The sequence below is a fragment of the Phocaeicola paurosaccharolyticus JCM 15092 genome, assembly GCF_000613805.1.
GTDB classification, from domain to species: domain Bacteria; phylum Bacteroidota; class Bacteroidia; order Bacteroidales; family Bacteroidaceae; genus Phocaeicola; species Phocaeicola paurosaccharolyticus.
Genome location: NZ_BAJR01000031.1, coordinates 1 through 22,174, shown reverse-complemented (window position 1 = coordinate 22,174; position 22,174 = coordinate 1). Strand labels below are relative to the sequence as shown.

Here is a 22,174-nt window from a genome sequence, read left to right as displayed (position 1 = left end):
ATAACTTATATTATTAGAAAAGACTGTCTAAACTTTTTTAATAGATGCTAGACAGTCTTTCTATTTTATTGTATTAATGCTTTAATATCAATTTTTATTAATCTTGCTCCAAGTATCTTTCAATGATACTGTTCTGTTAAATATCAGATTGTCGGAGGTTGACTCTTTATCAGGTGTGAAATAGCCAATTCTCTGGAACTGGAGATAGTCAAGTGGTTTTGTTGTAGATAAGAATTTTTCGACGTAACACTCTTTCATAACCTGAAGAGAATATGGGTTAATCATCTCCTTCATTGCTTCAAGCGCATCACAGTTTTTCTCTTCTCTAATGGCAGCCATCTCATCGCGTGGGTTTTCTACTTTCCAAAGACGGTCGTATACTCTTACCTCTGCCTTTAGGCAATGGTCACAGCTAACCCAATGAAGTGTGCCTTTAACTTTTCTATTGCTTCCTTCCATGCCGGTTTTACTATCTGGATAGTATTCTGCATATACTTCTATCACATTTCCGTTAGCATCTTTTTTGCAACCAGTGCAATTAACTATATATGCATTTTTAAGGCGTACATCTTGCCCTGGAGTCATTCGGAAGAATTTTTTTGGAGCATCTTCCATAAAATCTTCTCTCTCCATCCAAAGTTCACGACTGAACTCTATTGTATGAGAGCCGGCTGTTAAATCTTCAGGGTTATTTATTGCCTCCATCTCTTCAACTTTTCCCTCAGGATAGTTGGTTATGATAAGTTTAACAGGGTCAAGTACTGCTGAAACACGAGTAGCTTTCTTGTTTAAATCGTCACGGACTGCACTTTCAAGGAGAGCAAAGTCATTAAGGGCATCATATGTTGTATAGCCAATCTTATCTACAAAATTACGAATAGATTCAGGAGAATATCCTCTTCTTCTAAAACCGCAAAGTGTAGGCATACGTGGATCATCCCATCCGTTAACAAGGTTCTCCTTTACTAGGATTAATAGGTTACGTTTACTCATCAAGGTATAGTTCAAATTAAGTTTATTGAACTCATACTGATGAGGACGATGGTCATTCAAATCCTTTTCATTCTTAACCCAGTCAACAAATAAATCATAAAGTGCGCGGTGAGGAACAAACTCTAAAGTACATAATGAGTGAGTAACTCCTTCGAAGTAGTCGCTCTGTCCATGTGCAAAATCATACATAGGGTATGCTTTCCATGTTGTGCCAGTGCGGTGATGAGGAGTTTTAACTATTCGGTATATAATAGGGTCACGGAAATGCATATTAGGGCTGGACATATCTATCTTAGCCCTCAAGACCATAGAACCTTCTTCAAGTTCACCACTATTCATCTTATAGAATAATTCAAGACTTTCCTCAATAGGTCTCTCTCTAAAAGGACTATTTGTCCCGGCCTGAGTTGGGGTTCCTTTTTGCTGTGCAATTAGTTCTGCACTTTGTTCGTCTATGTATGCTTTTCCTCTTTTTATAAGGTCAATAGCAAAGTCCCAAAGTTGTTGGAAGTAATCTGATGCATAATATTCATTTCCCCAATCAAAGCCAAGCCATTTAATATCCTCTTTTATAGCTTCAACATACTCTAAATCCTCTTTAGTTGGGTTTGTATCGTCAAAGCGCAGGTTGCAAATTCCACCATACTTAGCTGCGATACCAAAATCCATGCAAATCGCTTTTGCATGTCCTATGTGAAGATATCCATTTGGTTCCGGTGGAAAACGGGTTTGAACTTTTCCGTCGTTTTTCCCCTCTTTAAGATCGTTCTCGACAACCTGTTCTATAAAATTAAGGCTTTTTTTTTCTTTATCTTCTGTGACGTTAATATCAGTCATATTAATCATTTTTGCATTTCTGCAAAAATACATATTCTTTTTATTATCTACCTATTTAACTGGAATATATCCGCCTTTTTTTATAATATTTTGTCCGGCATCTGATAAAATGAAATTAATGAAAGGCATATTCTTCTCAGAATATTTCTTATTATAATAATAGAATAGGGGACGTACTATAGGATAGCTTTTATTAGATCCATTTGCCATAGATGGATAGACATATTTATTATCCTTGTAAGCTACAGATAAGGCTTTTACCTTAGGAGATAAGTATGCTAATCCTACATATCCAATTGCTCCTTTTGTCTGACTAACAGATTGTATAATCGCTCCTGTTGCAGGCATTGAAAGAACTCCTGCCATATAATTTTTATTATTAAGGACACTCTCCTTGAAAAACTCATATGTTCCTGATGATGTCTCTCGGGAATATACTATTATCTTCATATCATTTCCACCAACCTCTTTCCAGTTTTTTATTTTACCTCTGAATATTTTCTCCAACTGATCTTTGGTGAGCTTTTTTACAGGATTGGATGGGTTTACTATTACAGCAAGAGCATCATAAGCAACAATAACTTCTTCTAGTTCATTATTACTTTTTTTAAGTTTTATTTTCTCGCTGAACTTTATTGGCCTTGAAGACATTGCTATATCAGTAGTACCTTCCATTATAGAAGATATTCCTACACCCGATCCTCCTCCAGTAACTGTTACTGTACGTTGAGGATATTTATCCATGTATGTCTCTGCCACCGCTTGAGTTAAAGGGAGAACAGTATCACTTCCCTTTATTCTTTGTGCATAACTGCTGGTATATACCAGTAATGAGATTGAAATCACTATAAGTCTTAGCATAGCTATATAATATTAAATTAATTTTTCAAATTAAGTGAGTAGATATTACAAGAGTATAACAAATAAAATAAAAAACCGAGATTAAATATTATAATAACTGACGTGTAACGTAAATGAAATATAAATGCAATATAATAATAATATTGTCTACATATTTGTTTAATAATATATAGATTTATTTGCAACAAAAAAATATGAGAAGAGTATATGAATTAATTGTAGAGTGGATGCTCAAATTTAGTGGTTATATTACTAGTTTTGTAATCATCCTAATTATTCTATTCTTATTCTTTGAAGCAGGAGGACTGTTTAAGAATAAAGAAATAGAAGAAGGCTATGTGATAGCCGTAAATAAAAGTAATCCTATCAATGTATTAAATGCGGAGCAAATAAAAAATATATTTGATGAGGAGTATTTAAACTGGAATCAGTTGGGTGGAAGAGATGAGAAGATTGTAGTATTCCGCTTGGAAAGTATTGATAAATATTTTACTAAAGAGGAATTAGGAGAGAACTATGAACATGTGGATAAATGTATTGATAAGGTTGTAGCTGAAAAGAAAGGTATTATAGCTTTTGTACCATCTCAGTTTATAACTGATAAATTTCACGGGAAGCTGTTAGATGATAAGAATATTAATTTTGACGAAGTCTTTTTGGGAAAAGAGTGGTTTCCTACTGCTACACCATCAGCTCAGTTTGGATTCATACCTCTTATAACAGGAACTCTTTGGGTCAGCTTTTTTGCAATTCTTTTCTCTTTACCTTTTGGCCTTTCGGTAGCAGTATATATGTCTGAAGTTGCAAGTCATAGGGTTAGGAATTTTCTTAAGCCTATAATAGAACTGCTGAATGGTATTCCATCTGTAGTGTTTGGTTTCTTTGGACTAGTTGTTATTGTGCCTTTGATTCAAGAACTTTTCAATCTACCTGTTGGTGAGAGTGGATTAGCCGGAAGTATTGTCCTTGCTATAATGGCACTCCCCACAATAATTACGATTAGCGAGGATTCATTACGCAATTGTCCTAGAAGCATGAGAGAGGCTAGTCTTGCTTTGGGTGCTACAAAATGGCAGACAATATATAAGGTTGTCATACCATTCTCTATGTCTGGTATCACATCTGCAGTTGTACTCGGTATTGGTAGGGCTATAGGTGAAACAATGGCTGTACTCATGGTTACAGGTAATGCTGCAGTTATTCCTTCTTCTCTGCTTGAACCGCTGAGAACCATTCCTGCTACTATCGCTGCGGAATTGGGTGAAGCTCCTGCAGGAGGTGCTCATTACCAAGCTCTTTTCATGCTTGGCGTTGTATTGTTTGTGATAACATTTGTAATTAATACAACAGTAGAGTTTGTTACCTCTAGAATGTCATTTAATCGTAAACTGAAAAATTGATTATGAATAATAAAATATCATTTCCATCAAATTATGGTAAGCGTAAAAGAAGGTCACAGAATCTTGCTTTTTATATATTTTCTGCTTTTAGCTACTTTATAGTGCTCATACTTTTTATTATATTGGGCTTTATAATTTATAAAGGTATTGGCGTTATCAGTTTCAATTTTATTTTCGGTTCTCCTGAAAATGGAATGACTGAAGGTGGAATATGGCCGGCTATAGTAGGTACATTTTATCTGATGATTGGTAGTGCAATATTCTCTTTCCCTATTGGCATTATGAGTGGTATATATATGAATGAATATGCTAGTAATGGTACGGTTGTTAAGATAATCAGAGTGATGACTAACAATCTTAGTGGTATACCTTCCATAGTCTTTGGACTTTTTGGTATGGCACTTTTTGTTAAGTATCTAGATTTCGGAGATAGTATATTGGCTGGATCACTGACGTTAGGGCTATTGTCATTACCACTTATCATACGTACTACTGAGGAGGCACTTAAAGCTATCCCAGATAGCTTTAGAGAAGGTAGCAGGGCATTAGGAGCTTCGCGTCTTCAGACTATATGGCATGTTATACTTCCTATGGGGTTACCCAATATAATGACCGGACTTATTCTTGCATTGGGAAGAGTCTCTGGAGAAACAGCTCCTATATTATTTACTTGTGCTGCATATTTTCTCCCTCATCTTCCAGGCTCAATATTCGATCAGTGTATGGCATTACCATACCATCTTTATGTACTAGCCACAAGTGGTACAGATATGGAGAAACAGTTACCAATGGCTTATGGAACAGCTTTGGTGCTTATTGTGATAATATTGATAATAAATATCATTGCAAACCTCCTAAGAAAATATTTTTCAAATAAAGCAAAAATGAACTAAACAAACCATTATGATAAAAATAGAAACAAAAAACGTTGACTTTTTTTATGGTAAATTTCAGGCCTTAAAAGATATATCTATTCAGATAGAAGATAAGTCTGTTGTTGCCTTTATCGGACCATCAGGATGTGGAAAGTCTACATTCCTTCGTCTTATGAATAGAATGAATGATCTTATTCCTGATACAAGATTGGAAGGAGAGGTACTAATTGACGACATAAACATTTATGGAAAAGATGTAGTTGTTGATGAATTACGTAAAAACGTAGGAATGGTTTTCCAAAAGCCGAATCCTTTTCCTAAGAGTATCTTCGACAACGTAGCTTATGGACTACGAGTTAATGGTGTAAGTGACAAGGAATTCATAAGTCACAGAGTAGAAGAGACATTAAAGGGAGCTGCTCTTTGGAATGAGGTGAAGGATAAATTGAAGAAATCTGCATTCGAACTCTCAGGTGGGCAGCAGCAAAGACTATGTATAGCAAGAGCTATGGCTGTTTCGCCATCGGTTCTGCTAATGGATGAGCCAGCTCAGCACTAGATCCTATATCTACTGCAAAGGTTGAAGAGCTTATTCATGAACTGAAAAAAGATTATACTATTGTTATTGTAACTCATAATATGCAGCAAGCTGCACGAGTTAGCGATATGACAGCTTTTTTCTACTTAGGTGCAATGGTGGAGTATGATTATACCAAGAAGATATTCACTAATCCATCCAAAGAAGAGACTCAAAATTATATTACTGGACGTTTCGGATAAATCAAAATATTATGGTAAAATTTATAGAATCGGAAATTACTTCTCTAAAAAAAGAGCTAAATGAGATGTGGTCAATGGTGTACAATCAGATGGCAAAAGCCTCTGATGCAGTGTTCACAATGAATAAAGATTTGGCTCAACAAGTCATAGGAAGAGAGAAAAGAGTAAATGCATATGAACTTCATATTGACAGTGATGTTGAAGATATCATAGCTCTTTATAATCCTGTAGCTATTGATTTGCGTTTTGTATTAGCAGTGTTAAAGATAAATACTAACCTTGAGAGATTAGGTGACTTTGCAGAAGGAATAGCAAGGTTTGTTCTCAGAACTGATAATAATTCTGTTAACACAGAACTGTTTGAAGAACTTAGGTTGCATGAGATGGTTGAAAGAGTTCTTCTTATGCTTGAAATATCTAAGAAGGCATTTAATGAAGAGAATATTGATGATGCAATGTCACTAATATCAAAAGATAATTTAGTAGATGAGATAAATGCCCAAGCATCTACTATTCTGACTCAATATATAGCTAATCATATAGACGAGACAAAAATGTGTTTGGATTTAGTTGGAGTATTTAGAAAACTAGAGCGTTCTGGTGATCATATAACAAACATAGGTGAAGAGATTGTATTTTATATAGAAGCGAAAGTTTTGAAACATCATGATAAGCATGATGAGACAGATGACTAAGAAAAAGTTACTAAAATATACTAATATTAAAAAGAATGTTATCTTTGCAATAACAAAAAGTAAAGATGAATGTTTATTCCATATCCTTAAAAAAAATTAATACATATGTTGTATGACATGTTTTTTTTTGGAATGTTATAAAAAAGGTAACATCTTTGCAGCGTTATCCTGAAAACAATCTTTTTACCTTAAAAAAAACTAATACCTATTGAAAACTTAAAAAGGGGGCTTTGTGAAAAGACCCCTTTTTTATTAATGTTTTTTTTAATTATCATACTATAGATAAAATGACTTTGTAAAAATATGTATACTTCTATTTTTCTTAGATTTATCATATTTTATATCCATAAAATTGACTTAAATATTTAATAATTGTTAAAGATATAACTTTACAAAAAGAAATATGTAGTAACTCATTTTTAAAATCCTTAGGACAGAACTGCTATTTTTTATTTTTTTTCACTTGAAAAAATGTTCTATAAGTTTGAATTAATTATTTATTAAGTAAAATTTGCAGAATCCTTTTAACTAAATGATTAACTTTGCGACTCATATAATTATGAAAATTTAGAATGAACAAAGTATATATACGATCGATTCTCTTTTTTATACTTTTTATTTGTACTACAAACCTTTTTGCCCAAAAGATACAAGGTGTAGTAATTGATTCTGTTACAAATGAGCCTATTCCATATCTTTCAGTCTATTATGAAGGCAAAGGAGTTGGTAGTATCACTGATGATAAAGGGCATTATTCTGTTGAAACCAGACAAGGTTGGACAAAACTAACTTTTTCAGCAGTCGGCTATAGAACGAAGAACGTCACAATAATACCAGGTACTACCAAGTTACTCGACATAAAGATTTCTCCAGATGATATAGTACTTCAAGAGGTAGTTATAAAACCTAAAAGGCAGAAATATTCAAGAAAGAACAATCCTGCTGTAGAGATGATGAAGAAGGTCATTGCTAATAAACAAAATAATAAGTTAGAGGACAATGACTACTATCAGTATAATAAGTATCAGAAACTTAAGATGTCTCTTAACGAGGTTACCCCAGAGATGCTTGAAAAGGGAATGTATAAAAAAATGCCTTTTCTCAAGGATCAGATAGAGTATAGTCCTGAAACTGATAAAAACATTCTTCCTATCTCAATAGATGAGACAGCATCACAGATTATTTATCGTAAAAATCCAAAGAGTCTCAAGACTCTCGTAAAAGGTATGAGTACAACAGGTGTAAATGAACTTTTTGCAACTGGTGATATCCTTACTACTGTACTTAAAGATGTTTTTACGGATGTGAATATCTATGATAATGATATACGTCTACTTCAATATCCGTTTATAAGTCCTATATCATCTTCGGATGCAATATCTTTCTATAAATATTATATAATGGATACAACTTTTGTAGATAAGGAGAAGTGTTTCCATTTATCTTTTGTCCCAAATAATTCTCAGGACTTTGGTTTTACCGGACATCTATATGTACTTGCAGACTCTTCTTATGCAGTAAAGAAGTGTGTTATGAATCTTCCTCAAAAATCTGGAGTGAACTTTGTAGATCATATGAACATAATTCAGGAGTTTGAGAAGTTGCCTAATGGAGAGAGAGTTCTTAAAGTTGATGATATGATTGTAGAACTCAAGGTCATGAAGATTATGCAGGGATTCCAGATTCGAAGAATTACAACATATTCTGACTATGCATTTGATGAAATTCCTCAACAGCTATTTAAACGAAAAGGTAGTGAGATAAAAGAGGCTGATGCTATGATGCGTGATGATAAGTTTTGGGAACAATATCGTCAAGTGCCACTTACCAAAACTGAGAGTTCAATGGATATGCTTGTAAAAAGACTTGAGCAGATGCCAGGTTTCAAGTATGTCATCTTTGGTTTGAAAGCTTTTATTGAGAACTTTGTTGAAACTGGAACAAAAGAGAATCCAAGTAAAGTTGATATAGGTCCGGTCAATACTATGATATCTAGTAACTATATTGACGGCTTGAGGTTGAGGATGAGTGCTCAGACAACTGCAAATCTAAATCCTCATCTATTCTTAAGCGGATATTATGCATATGGTTTCAAAGATCATAAGTCTAAATATATGGGTGAAGTAGAGTATTCATTTAACAAGAAAGAGTACTTGCCAAGAGAATATCCTAAGAACTCTATCACTTTCAATTATATGTATGATGTGATGTCTCCTACAGATAAGTTTCTTAAAACAGATAAAGATAATGTATTCGTATCATGGAAGACTACTACTGTTGATCAGATGTCTTACGTACGTAATATGTCATTAAAATATGAGCGTGAAATAGAGGGAGGGCTAAAAACCACTATTGAAGTTAAGCATACAAATGATGAACCTACTGGTGGATTGGCGTATATTACAAATGATGATCAAAAGACACTTATCCCAGATATTACTACATTTGAGACATCTTTGGCTTTCAGATATTCACCGGGAGAGACATTCATAAATACTAAGCAGAGAAGAATTCCTGTTACTTTCGATGCACCAGTGATTACTTTATCTCATACAATGGGATTCAAAGGAGCATTTGGAGGTGATTACAATTATAATATGACAGAAGTTGGCATTTACAAGAGATTCTGGTTCTCATCTTGGGGAAAGATTGATCTATTCCTGAAAGGTGGTGCTGAATGGAATAAGGTACCATTCCCATTGCTTATAATGCCGGCTGCTAACTTGTCGTATATATCACAGAGGGAGACTTTCAACCTTATAAATAATATTGAGTTCCTAAATGATAGGTATGCTTCATTTGATATTTCATGGGATTTGAATGGTAAGATATTTAATAGGATACCTCTTCTTAAAAAGTTAAAATGGCGTGAAGCAATAGGCTTTAAGATGCTTTATGGTCAGCTTACTGATAAAAATAATCCAATGATGAATCAGGGCGATAAGGATCTGTTCTTATTCCCTTCAAGAGATGGTATGCCTACAAGCTTTGTTATGGATACAAAAACTCCTTATATGGAGTACTCGATAGGTGTACACAACATACTCAAAATTCTTCATATTGATTATGTACGCCGTCTGAACTATCTCAATAATCCTGGAATAAACAAATGGGGATTAAGGTTCATGGTCATGATGACATTCTAAAAATAGTAGGTTACTTAGGCATAATTATAAATCGCATTTATTAACTTTGCCTAAGTAACTTAATATTTTTGTTTATGGCACAACCCTTGGCGGAACGTTTGCGTCCTAAGACGCTAGATGATTATATTGGTCAGAAACATCTGGTAGGACAAGGTGCAGTTCTTAGAAAAATGATTGATTCAGGAAGAATAGCTTCGTTTATTTTGTGGGGCCCTCCTGGAGTTGGAAAAACTACACTGGCGCAAATCATTGCCAACAAGTTAGAGACACCTTTCTATACTTTAAGTGCTGTTACTAGTGGAGTCAAAGATGTACGCGAGGTTATTGATAAAGCCAAGAGTAATCGTTTCTTCTCACAGTCAAGTCCAATACTTTTTATCGATGAAATACATCGTTTTAGTAAATCCCAACAAGACTCTCTTCTTGGTGCTGTCGAAAAAGGTGTAGTAACACTTATTGGTGCTACTACAGAAAATCCATCTTTTGAAGTTATTAGACCTCTTCTATCTCGTTGTCAGCTCTATGTTCTTAAATCTTTGGAGAGAGACGATTTGATAGAACTGATACATAATGCCCTAACTAAGGATGTTATCCTCAAAGAGAAAAATATAGAGATTAGTGAGTATGATGCCATATTAAGATATTCAGGAGGGGATGCAAGAAAACTACTTAATATTATAGAGCTAGTTGTGGATGCAGAAGGAGATGAGGAGAAGATTGTAATAACTGATGAAAAGGTTGTAGATAGACTCCAGCAGAATCCGCTCGCATATGATAAAGATGGAGAGATGCATTATGATATTATCTCAGCTTTTATAAAGTCTATCAGGGGAAGTGATCCTGATGGAGCAATATACTGGCTGGCAAGAATGGTTGAGGGAGGAGAGGATCCTGCTTTCATAGCTAGAAGACTTGTCATTTCAGCATCCGAAGATATAGGATTGGCAAACCCTAATGCACTTCTTATTGCTAATGCTGCTTTTGATGCAGTTATGAAGATAGGCTGGCCTGAGGGAAGAATACCTTTAGCCGAGGCCACGGTCTATCTGGCTAACAGTCCCAAGAGTAACTCAGCTTATATGGCAATAAACAGTGCTCTTGAACTTGTCCAAGAGAGTGGTAACCTACCAGTTCCATTACATCTAAGAAATGCTCCTACTAAACTCATGAAAGAGCTTGGATATGGGAACAACTATAAATATTCACATAATTACAAGAATAACTTTGCCCCTCAGCAGTATCTTCCTGATGAGGTGAAAAACTCCAGACTATGGCATCCTCAAGGAAATGCCCAGGAGGAGAAGATGAAGCAGCAATTGGATAAGCTATGGGGTGAAAAGTATAAACAGTGATATAATATTTAGTAAAATGAAAATAGTCATATTAGACGGCTTCGGACTTAATCCGGGCGATCTATCTTGGGATGCCATTCAGGCTTTAGGTGATGTTACAATATATGACAGAACCACTCCCGATGAATTGTTGGAACGTTGTAAAGGTGCTCAGGCTCTACTTACAAATAAGACTCTCTTAACTGCAGATACAATAGAGCAGCTTGCTGACTTGAAATATATTGGTGTATTAGCTACAGGATATAATGTTGTAGATATAAATGCAGCAAAAGAGAAGGGTCTTGTGGTTACTAATATCCCATCATATAGCACAGATTCTGTGGCACAGATGGTATTTGCCCATATACTTAATATCACAAATCGAGTAGGTCATTATGCTCATGAGAATAGCCAAGGTAGATGGAGCAATAGCAAAGATTTTTGCTATTGGGATTATCCTCTGACAGAACTTGCCCATAAGAAGATAGGCATTGTCGGACTGGGGCATACAGGTATGGCAACAGCAAGAATAGCTATAGCATTTGGCATGCAGATTTTTGCATACACTTCTAAAGTTAAGTTGCAGTTGCCTGTTGAGATAAAAAAGGCTGAGTTAGACGACCTATTCAAAGAGTGTGATATCATCTCTCTTCACTGTCCGCTTACTGATGATACAGAATCACTAGTTAATAAGGAACGTATATCTCTTATGAAGAAGAGTGCAATTATAATCAATACAGGGCGTGGACCTTTAATTAATGAAAAGGATCTTGCCGATGCTTTGAACCAAGGTGTTATTGCGGCAGCAGGTATGGATGTGCTCTCACAGGAACCTCCACGAGATGATAATCCTCTCCTTACAGCAAAGAATTGTTTTATTACACCACATATTGCTTGGGCAACTAAAGAAGCAAGAGAGAGACTCATGCAGATAGCCGTTGACAATTTGAAAGGATTCATTGATAATAAGATTATTAATAATGTTGCAAAATAGATATGACAGATCAAGAAAGAATAGAAAAGTCTGTTGAACTTTTTAAAGAAGGTTTCAATTGCAGTCAGTCTGTTGTAGCTGCCTTTGCTGACAAATATGGTTTTTCAAAAGAGCAGGCGTTAAAAATGGCTGCCTCTTTTGGTGGAGGCATTGGTAGAATGCGTGAGACATGTGGAGCTGCTTGTGGCATGTTTTTATTAGCTGGACTTGAGAAAGGGACTACAGATGGAGCAGATAGAGAGGGAAAAGCTGCAAATTATGCTTATGTTCAGAAACTGGCTGAGGAATTTAAGAGAAGAAACGGAGCTTTGAGGTGTTCTGATCTACTTAACTTACCTTCCGATACTCCGATTGTTTCCACTCCTGAAGCTAGAGGTGAGCATTACTATAAGAAACGGCCTTGTGCGAAAATTGTTGAGGAAGCTGCTAGGATTTGGGTAGATAGTCACAATTCTGAAATATAGCCTTAATTAGTTGTTAAAAAATGAGTTGAATACTGCATATTTTCTTTTTTGAATGAGTCTATAACATTTTTTTTTGTATACATTTGCAAAAAATATAGTATAAGACGATTTAATTGACTATAATAAATAGTATATTGTTTAATTTAAAGTAAAAAGAAAATGTTGAAAGAAAAAGCTGGTGTTTTGGCCGGTGAGATCTGGACAGCACTCAATGGCACAGAAGGTTTAACTCAGAAACAAATTAAGAAAGCTGCAAAAATAAAAGCTGATAAAGAGTTTTTCCTCGCTTTAGGATGGTTGCTTAGAGAAGATAAAGTTTCAACTTCAGAGATTGATGGTGAACTTTTTGTAAGGCTTTCCTAATGAAAGATTTAATAAAAGGCGCGTAGCTATAATTTTATATGCTACGCGCTTTTTTATTTTATTGATACTATAATAGTAACGAATTTGGGCTTATTAATTATATTTTATTTAAAAAGGTTTACTTTTGTATTATATAATCGAAATATTATGAATAAAAACGGATTAGCTTACTATGTTATATCGATATCTCTTGCAGTTGTTGTAATAATTGCTCTGTTGCAACCTTTCGGTGTAGATAGAATAGAGAGCCACAAATACCCTATAATATTGGGATACGGTTTTTTGACTGCTTTAGCTATCCTTGTTAGTGAATTTATTACATCTTTTGTCTTTCGTATGAAGAGAGGTAGCAAAAGTAAATACCGAATTGTAATAATTAATGCTCTTGTGACATTTATAATGGGATTCCTAATAACTTGTTATGCTTCTGTCATTTTTACAGGTAATATAAGGAGTGCTTTTTATGACACAAATGGGGACTTTACTTTGAACGCATTCTGGATCAACTGTTTTTATGCTATTGTAATAAGTTTTTTTCTATCTATATATTCATATTTTGTTGATAGAAACCGACTTCTTTCAGAAAGACTTAAGGAGGAGATTGAACTGAATAAGGCTTTAGAGCGTAGAGCAAGTCAGGTTCTTATTAGTCAATCTGAATCTATTGATATTGTTGCTAAAGACGAAGAGAAGATAATTATTAAAGGTAATACTAAAGAATCATTGGAAGTTTTGCCATCTATGCTTCAATTCATAGAGGCAGAAGGAAACTATATAAATGTCTTTTATCTAGAAAACGGAGTATCTCAAAAGAAAACTTTACGCTGCACGCTCAAGCAAGTAGAGGAATTATTTAAAGATTATCCTAATATTATTCGTTGTCACAGAGCTTTTATTGTTAATATTGATAAGATAAAACATGTAGATGGGAATGCTCAGGGATACAGACTTCACATTGACGATACAGATAGGACAGTATTAGTCTCACGTGCATATGCTACTTCTGTATATGATATAATTGAGTCATAGAGACTGCTATTTATCACAAATAAATGTATCTCGTCACTGGATAAAGTATTTTATCACATTATTTAAGCGTTACATCCCACATACTTGCCCTCCATTTTTTCTATAGATAATTTCGCTTCATCATTAATCAAATATGATGAAACTAATAATTATTTATATGAAAAAGTTACAGCTATTATTTATTTCAATTTTGACATTTACTGTTGCACATGCGCAGCAATCCGATGTTACCTTTATTCAAGATACAATTGTGAGAAATGTATTACTTGATGAAGTAACAGTAAAAGCACCAGAGTCAATTCAAAGAGGAGATAAGAAGATTTATTTTCCAAATTCTCAGATGAAAAGACTTTCCAATAATGCTCTCTCTCTTCTAGAAAAGCTAAGAGTTAATGGAATACAGATAAATACATTGTTTAATACTGTGTCTCTCTCTGGAGGAGGTAATGCTGTTTACTGCATTAATGGAAGAGTTGTTGAGTTAAACGATATCCTTGCAGTAAAACCTGATGAAGTTAGTAAGATTGAATGTAATGATAACCCTGGAGCACGGTATAAAGATGCAGCAATGGTCATCAATTTCAAGCTTAAGAAAGCAGCACAGGGCGGAGCGATTATGGCCGATTTGATGGAAGCATTTAATACAATTTATGGAAGGAATCATCTCTCAGGAAAATATAACTATAAAAATTCCGAATTTAGCTTGAACTACGATATGCTTCATGCTTCATTCAAGGAGTTTTATAATATGAATAGAGAGGATTATATATTTAATGATGGAAGTAGAATTAGTCAGGTTGAAAATGGATATCCTGGAAAGTTGAAATATGATAATCATTTCTTAACGTTAAACTATAATTATGCAAATAGTGATAAGTGGATGTTCAATGCTGCAATAAGGGGCAAATATTTAAATACACCACAATCTCAACTTAACAGCACCCTTACTTCATCTGCAAATCCTGGAAATGAATGGCAATTGATGAATGATGAGACAAATCATAATTCAACAACTCTTCTTGACTTATACTATCAAAATTCAATATCAAAGAATAAGACCCTTTTTATAGATGTAATAGGAAGTTATACTTCAACGAGAAACAGGTTAGATTATAAGATTCTCAATGGTGATAAGGTTGAGAAGTTGATAAAGAACAATGTGAATGGAGATAAATATGCATTTATAGGAGAGGGTATTTATGAGGTCAAGAATGGAGCTAATAAAATTTCGTTTGGTCTTAAGCAGACTGTTGGCTATGCAAGCAACTACTACTATGGCTCCCAGGATGAGAAAAATTCATTACATAATTCAGAGACATATGGTTATGCAGAATTGAGCCGCAATTCTGAGAAGTTTAATGCTGCTGTTAGTTTGGGAGCAACATATATGTCATTCTCTCAAAGAGGAGAGGGATATAATAAATTGTTCTTTAATCCTATGCTTAGGTTAAGCTATACACCTTCAGAAACTTTCTTTGTAAAATATAGAGGAAGGGTAGAGAGCGTAAATCCTACATTAGCAGAGTTGAGTAATATACGTCAGGCACTTGACAATTATCAGATAAGAGAGGGAAATCCGGGTCTTAAACCATCAAATCTATTTTCTAACCAACTTACTTTCGATTATCATAAACAACAGTGGAGTACATCTCTCAGCCTAGCATACGACTATAACAAAGATGCGATAATGGAGAGCACAATTTTGGAAGATCATAATATCGTAAGAACATTCAATAACCAACGCTCATGGAAAAAGCTTAATGCAGAATATGAGCTGAAATTAATGTTACTTAAAGGAATGATTAATTTTCGTGGAGTAGTAGGAGTAGATCGTTATATTAGCAGTGGAGTTGATTATCATTACACACATAATAATATATATGCTATAGCGAATCTAGTCGCTGCTTATAAATGCTTAGCTCTTTCATTCAACATGGTCACTCATCGACCTTACTTGTATGGTGAGACCTTACAACTTGGTGAAGACCTACATGATATAGCTCTTACATACTTCAAGAAAGACTTCTCAGTAACTTTTGCAATGAACAATCCATTTATGGATAACTATAAAGTTGGTAGTGAGAACTGGAACAAATATGGAAAGAATTATGCATATCGTTATGTTAATGAGACATCTAGGATGATGCTTCTTAAATTTACATGGTCTTTAAATTTTGGAAGGAAACATAGCACTATGCAGCAGAGAATTAAAAATGAAGATACAGATACTGGAGTGCTAGAGGGTAAAAAATAAGATTTAGGATAATATTGACTATCTTATATTTGAATTTGAAAATAAATATTTATAAAGTGATGCAGTTTTGTTAAAAAGGCTATTTTAAGGTAACTAAATTAATATTATCTTTGCAAACGTTGAAAATTGCTTCCTCCAAAAGTTTGTTATTACTAAGGCGGAAGCTTTTTTCAACAATTGCAATTCAGAATAATATTGAAAAATGAAAAATATCCGAAACTTTTGTATCATCGCTCATATTGACCATGGCAAGTCTACTTTAGCAGACCGTCTACTTGAATATACTCATACGGTTCAAATAACCGGAGGTCAGATGCTTGATGATATGGACCTGGAAAAAGAGAGAGGCATTACAATTAAGAGTCATGCCATTCAGATGGAGTATAACTACAAAGGTGAAAAATATGTATTGAACCTTATTGATACTCCGGGACACGTCGATTTTTCTTATGAGGTTTCACGATCTATAGCAGCCTGTGAAGGCGCTCTTCTTGTTGTTGATGCTTCACAAGGTGTGCAGGCTCAGACAATATCTAATCTTTATATGGCTCTTGAACATGACTTGGAAATTATTCCTGTTATGAACAAATGTGATATGGATAGTGCTATGCCTGATGAAGTTGAGGATGAGATAATAGACCTTTTAGGATGTAAAAGAGAGGATATTATTCGTGCTTCGGGAAAGACAGGTATGGGTGTTGAGGATATTTTGAGTGCAGTTATAGAGAAAATTCCTCATCCTAAAGGTGATGAAGAAGCTCCGCTACAAGCACTTATATTCGACTCTGTATTCAACTCATTCCGTGGAATTATTGCATACTTCAAAATTGAAAATGGTGTAATCCGTCAAGGTGATGAAGTTAAGTTCTTTAATACAGGTAAGCAGTATGATGCTGATGAGATTGGTATTCTTAAGATGGATATGGTTCCAAGAAAAGAATTACGTACTGGTGATGTAGGTTATATTATTTCTGGAATAAAGACATCAAAAGAGGTTAAGGTAGGTGATACCATTACACATGTTTTAAAACCATGCAATAAGGCAATTGCTGGATTCGAGGAGGTTAAACCTATGGTATTTGCGGGAGTTTACCCAATCGAAGCAGAGGATTATGAGAACCTTAGAGCATCACTTGAAAAGTTACAACTTAACGATGCTTCACTTACATTCCAACCTGAGTCATCTTTGGCTCTTGGATTTGGTTTTCGTTGCGGATTCCTTGGACTTTTGCATATGGAGATTATTCAGGAGAGACTTGACCGTGAGTTCGATATGAATGTAATTACTACAGTGCCTAACGTATCTTATCTGATATATGACAAGCAAGGTAATGTAAATGAAGTTCACAACCCTGGTGGAATGCCTGATCCTACACTGATTGACCATATTGAGGAACCATATATTGATGCTACTATAATTACTGCAACCGACTATATTGGTCCGATAATGACTCTATGTCTTGGGAAGCGTGGTGAACTTGTAAAACAGAACTATGTATCCGGCAATAGAGTGGAAATTCATTATAAAATGCCTCTTGGGGAGATTGTAATTGATTTTTATGATAAACTTAAGAGTATATCAAAGGGATATGCCTCTTTTGACTACCATCCTTGTGGATTCCGCCCTTCTAAACTCGTGAAATTAGATATTCTACTTAATGGTGAGTCGGTTGATGCATTGTCAACTCTTACACATGTGGATAATGCTTATGACCTTGGAAAAAGAATGTGTGAGAAGTTGAAAGATCTTATACCAAGACAACAGTTTGATATAGCGATTCAAGCAGCAATAGGAGCGAAGATTATTTCACGTGAGACAATTAAGGCAGTAAGAAAAGATGTAACTGCAAAATGTTATGGTGGTGACGTAAGCCGTAAAAGAAAATTATTGGAAAAGCAGAAACGAGGAAAGAAACGTATGAAGCAGATTGGTAACGTTGAGGTTCCTCAGAAAGCTTTCCTGGCTGTGCTTAAACTAGATTAAAAAAAATAAAGATGATTGTCTTAAGATTGAAAATGTCTGGACAATCATTTTTTATTTCATTAAATGCTCATTATATACGATACGATTTGGCATTTTCTCTGTATTCAGATTAATACTTGTCCTACCCAATATACATTATACTATAAACTGATAGCTATCACAGATTCAAGACCTTTCTCAATACTCCTTTATATAACTCTCTTGGCTTTATAAATATAAAGTTGGGGAATTTTAATTCAAAAAGATATAGTACAACAAGTTTATAGTTGACTGTTTCATATTAATGACCACAATTTTAGATACAAGAGAATTACATTACAAAAATAAGTATGTATGTTTTAATTAGTTAATGTATTTCATCTTGTTGCCAAATATATTTATATTCGTCAAAAAAAGAATTTTAACCTAATTAATTCATAGTATGAGACGAATAACTACATCATTTTTTATCTTAATTCTCATATTCTTATCCTCTTGCACAAATACGGCTCACTTTATCAGTGATAAGAGTGAAAGGGAGATTGTATACAGAGAGTTTAATGAAAGAGCTAGCAAACTTGATAATGATTCTCTATTTAATGTTTTTAATAAAGAGGTAACTCCTTTAGAGAAAGAGGCATTGACATTCCTATATGCATATATGCCTTTGAGTGATATAGCCGACCATTCAGGTGATTATTTTTTGGAAAATGTACGCTATTCTATGAAGGCAAAAGAGGAGATGCCATGGGGTAAGGTTATACCGGAGAGAGAATTCCGTCATTTTGTTTTACCAATAAGAGTTAACAATGAAAATCTTGACGACAGTCGTAAAGTCTTTTATGAAGAGTTGAAAGATAGGGTGAAGAATCTATCTCTTCATGATGCTGTGCTTGAAGTAAACCATTGGTGTCATGAGAAGGTTGTCTATACGCCATCTGATTCAAGAACAAGTTCCCCTCTAGCCTCTGTTAAGACTGCATATGGAAGATGCGGTGAGGAGTCGACATTTACTGTAGCTGCTCTTAGATCTGTAGGTATTCCTGCACGTCAAGTCTATACTCCACGTTGGGCTCATACAGATGATAACCATGCATGGGTTGAGGCTTGGGTTGACGGAAAATGGTTTTTCCTTGGAGCTTGCGAACCGGAACCTGTATTGAACCTTGGCTGGTTTAATGCTCCGGCATCAAGAGGCATGCTTATGCATACAAAGGTATTTGGCAGATATAATGGACCGGAAGAGAAGATGTACGTAAATCCAAGGTATACAGAGATTAATGTAACTGATAACTATGCTCCAACTTCAAAAGTAGTAGTTAAGGTTACAGATAAAGATGGTAACAATGTAGAAAACGCTAAAGTTGACTTTAAGGTATACAACTATGCAGAATTCTATACTGTTGCTTCTAAAAACAGTGATAAAAACGGTGAAGTCTCACTTACTGCCGGAAAGGGTGACATGCTAGTCTGGGCATATAAGGATGGAAAGTTTGGATATAAGAAGTATCATTTACAAAAGATGACAGGACTGTGGTTGTACTAGATATGACTCCTGGTGGAAAGAGTTTTACGGATATGATTGACATTATTCCTCCTAAAGAAGGGAATATAAGCGTTGAAGTTACTGAAGAACAACGTGAGGGGAATAACAAAAAACTTCATGCTGAAGATTCAATACGTAATGCATATGTCTCTACATTTATGAACGAGGACAGTGCAGGAGCCTTTGCGAAGGAAAATGGGTACGATAAAGAAAAGGTCACAAAACTTCTTATAGCGTCAAGGGGAAACTTTGATGTTATCAAGAGTTTTCTATCATCATTAAAGGATAATAGAAGTAAAGAAAATGGATTGGCTCTACTTAATGCTATCTCCGCAAAGGACTTAAGAGATATCACTCTTGATGTGCTTAATGATAATATCAGTAATTATAATGGAGATGATGTAGACAATATCCTAAACCCAAGAGTAAGTAATGAACTACTTAAGCCATATAAATCATTTTTCAAAAAGGCTATTCCAGAAAACGAAGTAGATAGATTTAGAAAATCTCCTGATAAACTTGCTGAATTCGTTAAGTCATTTATAACTGTTGATGATTCATGTAATCTGGGAGGCGCTCCAATATCACCAATGGGAGTGTGGATGACTAAGGTAGCCGACAAACATAGTCGTGATATTTTCTTTGTTTCTCTTGCCAGAAGTTTGGATATACCTGCAAGAATAGATGAGGTTACTGGAAAGGTACAGATAATGTCAGGTATAGCTAAAGATGTAGTATTCTTTAGTGAGGATTTAGATAAGAATGTTTCTCAAGGTAGAGTAGTGGCTTCGTACCAACCCACTAAGTCACTTGCTGATCCAAAATACTATTCACATTTTACTATATCTAAAATTAACCAAGATTGTTCAGTTTCTCTACTTAATTATGATGAGGGTGATGTAGATATGGGAGTTGGTGCTACATGGAGTAATCTATTAAAGAGGGGAACTACTCTTGATGCTGGTGATTATATGTTGGTGACGGGAACGCGACTTGCTAATGGAGGAGTCTTGGCGAATATGACTTTCTTTAATATTGAACCTGATAAGACAACTGATATATCATTTGTAATGCGCGAGAGTACTAATGATGTTGAAGTAATAGGTAACTTTAACTCAGAGTCAAAATATAGGAGTATAGGTTCAAAAGATACAAAGAGTATATTATCTACAACAGGAAGAGGATATTTTGTTGTTGGAATTTTGGGCGTAGGTCAGGAACCGACTAATCATGCACTTCGTGATATCGTTCAACTCTCAGGTGAATTTAATAAATGGGGTAGGAAAATGATTTTGCTATTTCCTGACGAATCACAGTATAAAAAGTTTAATCCTAATGAATTCAAGGGCCTTCCATCTACCATTGATTATGGAACAGATGTTGATAAGAGCATTCAGAATCAGATTGTTAAACAGATGAAGCTTGTAAGTGCAACAAACTTGCCAATATTTATCATAGCAGACACTTTCAATCGAGTTGTTTTTGTCTCACAAGGCTATACTATCGGTCTAGGTGAGCAGATGATGAAAGTCATTGATAAGCTATAACATATAAAAAGTAGAATCACCATTGTAAATGAATTTATCATTATTCAATGGTGATTCTTATTAATTATCTGTTCCTATTTCAGATTATCTATAGCCATTCTTATTTTGGTAGGATCTGTTACTTCTCTGCTGTATTCCTCTATTTTGACAATTCCCCCCATAGAAACTTTAGGATTTCTGTATAACATTTTACTTTCAGTAGCCGAGCGCCCTGAGAAATGAAATTCTTTTGCTCCGGTCATTTTTGCTATTCTCGCAATATTATTCGGATTTACGCCACATCCGGGCATAATTATTATTCTGTCGCCGGCTTGTTCTACCAGCTCTTTCAAAAGAGGTATGCCTTTCTCTGCGTTCTCTTCTTGTCCCGATGTTAGTATTCTGTCAATATCCAATGATATTATATCCTCAAGTGCTTTCTTTGGATCTCTACAGACATCAAAAGCTCTATGGAAAGTGACGCTCATATCCCCAACCTCCTGCATGAGTCTTTTCATCAATGGCATGTCCACATCTCCCTGTGCGGTAAGACAGCCAAAGACTACACCGTCTGCACCACATTCACGAGCAATCTTTATATCTTCAATCATTATATCCTGTTCAAGTTCTGAATAAAGGAAATCACCTCCGCGAGGGCGTATGATAACATTAAGTTTTGTGGCTTTAAGTAATTTCCTAGCACACTTAATTTCTCCATATGAAGGAGTTGTCCCACCTTCCGGAATACCTGCACATAATTCAACTCTGTATGCACCACCTTCCTGCGCTTTCAATGCACTTTCTACTGAATTAGCGCAATTCTCAATCTTAATTATATTCATATATAGTTTGAAGTTGGATAATATTCTGCAAAATAAATAAAAAACATATACCTAACAATGCATATTAAACTTTGTTCATATAGATAAGTTGATGCATTATTTGTGTATCACTCTACTATTTACCTATTTATTACGGTTTACTCTCTTTTTTACTGCTTTTGTTCTATTAATAATATATTCGGACAAATATGATTTTGAAATGATAATCTTGTAAATCAATATCTTAATAATAAGATAATGGATTTTTATTTATTATAATGAGTTTTTACATTTTT

14 protein-coding genes and 2 pseudogenes are annotated in these 22,174 nt (G+C 34.7%); 13 read left to right on the top strand and 3 right to left on the bottom strand.

Features of this window, described 5'->3' with window-relative positions; genetic code table 11:
- Window positions 1-87: 87 nt before the first annotated feature.
- Window positions 88-1,830 (bottom strand): glutamine--tRNA ligase/YqeY domain fusion protein, encoded by a 1,743-nt coding sequence (locus tag JCM15092_RS11670; protein ID WP_024994817.1) that lies wholly within the window; start codon window positions 1,828-1,830, stop codon window positions 88-90.
- 51 nt (window positions 1,831-1,881) lie between these two features.
- Window positions 1,882-2,691 (bottom strand): phosphate ABC transporter substrate-binding protein, encoded by an 810-nt coding sequence (locus JCM15092_RS11665; protein WP_034541974.1) that lies wholly within the window; start codon window positions 2,689-2,691, stop codon window positions 1,882-1,884.
- Window positions 2,692-2,885: 194 nt separating this feature from the next.
- On the opposite strand from JCM15092_RS11665, the gene pstC reads away from it, so the two are divergent.
- The 13 genes and pseudogenes from pstC to JCM15092_RS15950 all read left to right on the top strand — a co-directional run bounded on the left by pstC (window position 2,886) and on the right by JCM15092_RS15950 (window position 21,078).
- Window positions 2,886-4,091 carry a phosphate ABC transporter permease subunit PstC gene (gene pstC, locus JCM15092_RS11660; RefSeq protein ID WP_024994815.1) on the top strand — a complete coding sequence of 402 codons (1,206 nt, stop codon included), beginning with the start codon at window positions 2,886-2,888 and terminating at the stop codon, window positions 4,089-4,091.
- Between the two features lie 2 nt (window positions 4,092-4,093).
- Window positions 4,094-4,984 (top strand): phosphate ABC transporter permease PstA, encoded by an 891-nt coding sequence (gene pstA, locus JCM15092_RS11655; RefSeq protein ID WP_024994814.1) that lies wholly within the window; start codon window positions 4,094-4,096, stop codon window positions 4,982-4,984.
- Window positions 4,985-4,994: 10 nt separating this feature from the next.
- Window positions 4,995-5,746 (top strand): annotated as a pseudogene (gene pstB, locus JCM15092_RS15955) (phosphate ABC transporter ATP-binding protein PstB).
- A gap of 11 nt (window positions 5,747-5,757) precedes the next feature.
- Window positions 5,758-6,441 (top strand): phosphate signaling complex protein PhoU, encoded by a 684-nt coding sequence (gene phoU / locus JCM15092_RS11645; RefSeq protein ID WP_024994813.1) that lies wholly within the window; start codon window positions 5,758-5,760, stop codon window positions 6,439-6,441.
- A 572-nt stretch (window positions 6,442-7,013) separates the two neighbouring features.
- Complete coding sequence (locus tag JCM15092_RS11635) at window positions 7,014-9,587, top strand: DUF5686 and carboxypeptidase-like regulatory domain-containing protein (protein ID WP_024994812.1); 2,574 nt, start codon at window positions 7,014-7,016, stop codon at window positions 9,585-9,587.
- Between the two features lie 74 nt (window positions 9,588-9,661).
- Window positions 9,662-10,939: a replication-associated recombination protein A gene (locus tag JCM15092_RS11630; RefSeq protein ID WP_024994811.1), complete on the top strand. Its 1,278-nt coding sequence runs from the start codon at window positions 9,662-9,664 to the stop codon at window positions 10,937-10,939.
- Window positions 10,940-10,955: 16 nt separating this feature from the next.
- Window positions 10,956-11,912 (top strand): D-2-hydroxyacid dehydrogenase, encoded by a 957-nt coding sequence (locus tag JCM15092_RS11625; protein ID WP_024994810.1) that lies wholly within the window; start codon window positions 10,956-10,958, stop codon window positions 11,910-11,912.
- Between the two features lie 2 nt (window positions 11,913-11,914).
- Window positions 11,915-12,376, top strand: coding sequence for a C-GCAxxG-C-C family protein (locus tag JCM15092_RS11620; RefSeq protein WP_024994809.1), 462 nt, complete (start codon window positions 11,915-11,917; stop codon window positions 12,374-12,376).
- Between the two features lie 159 nt (window positions 12,377-12,535).
- On the top strand, window positions 12,536-12,739 hold the full coding sequence (locus JCM15092_RS11615) for a winged helix-turn-helix domain-containing protein (RefSeq protein ID WP_024994808.1): 204 nt from the start codon (window positions 12,536-12,538) through the stop codon (window positions 12,737-12,739).
- A gap of 147 nt (window positions 12,740-12,886) precedes the next feature.
- Window positions 12,887-13,768, top strand: a complete 882-nt coding sequence (locus tag JCM15092_RS11610) for a LytR/AlgR family response regulator transcription factor (protein ID WP_024994807.1) — start codon at window positions 12,887-12,889, stop codon at window positions 13,766-13,768.
- Window positions 13,769-13,925: 157 nt separating this feature from the next.
- Window positions 13,926-16,022, top strand: a complete 2,097-nt coding sequence (locus JCM15092_RS11605; RefSeq protein WP_148296658.1) for an outer membrane beta-barrel protein — start codon at window positions 13,926-13,928, stop codon at window positions 16,020-16,022.
- Between the two features lie 202 nt (window positions 16,023-16,224).
- Complete coding sequence (gene lepA, locus JCM15092_RS11600; RefSeq protein WP_024994805.1) at window positions 16,225-18,006, top strand: translation elongation factor 4; 1,782 nt, start codon at window positions 16,225-16,227, stop codon at window positions 18,004-18,006.
- A gap of 421 nt (window positions 18,007-18,427) precedes the next feature.
- Window positions 18,428-21,078 (top strand): annotated as a pseudogene (locus JCM15092_RS15950) (transglutaminase-like domain-containing protein).
- Window positions 21,079-21,152: 74 nt separating this feature from the next.
- On the opposite strand, the gene JCM15092_RS11590 reads toward JCM15092_RS15950, so the two are convergent.
- Window positions 21,153-21,899, bottom strand: a complete 747-nt coding sequence (locus JCM15092_RS11590; RefSeq protein ID WP_024994804.1) for a copper homeostasis protein CutC — start codon at window positions 21,897-21,899, stop codon at window positions 21,153-21,155.
- Between the last annotated feature and the right edge of the window lie 275 nt (window positions 21,900-22,174).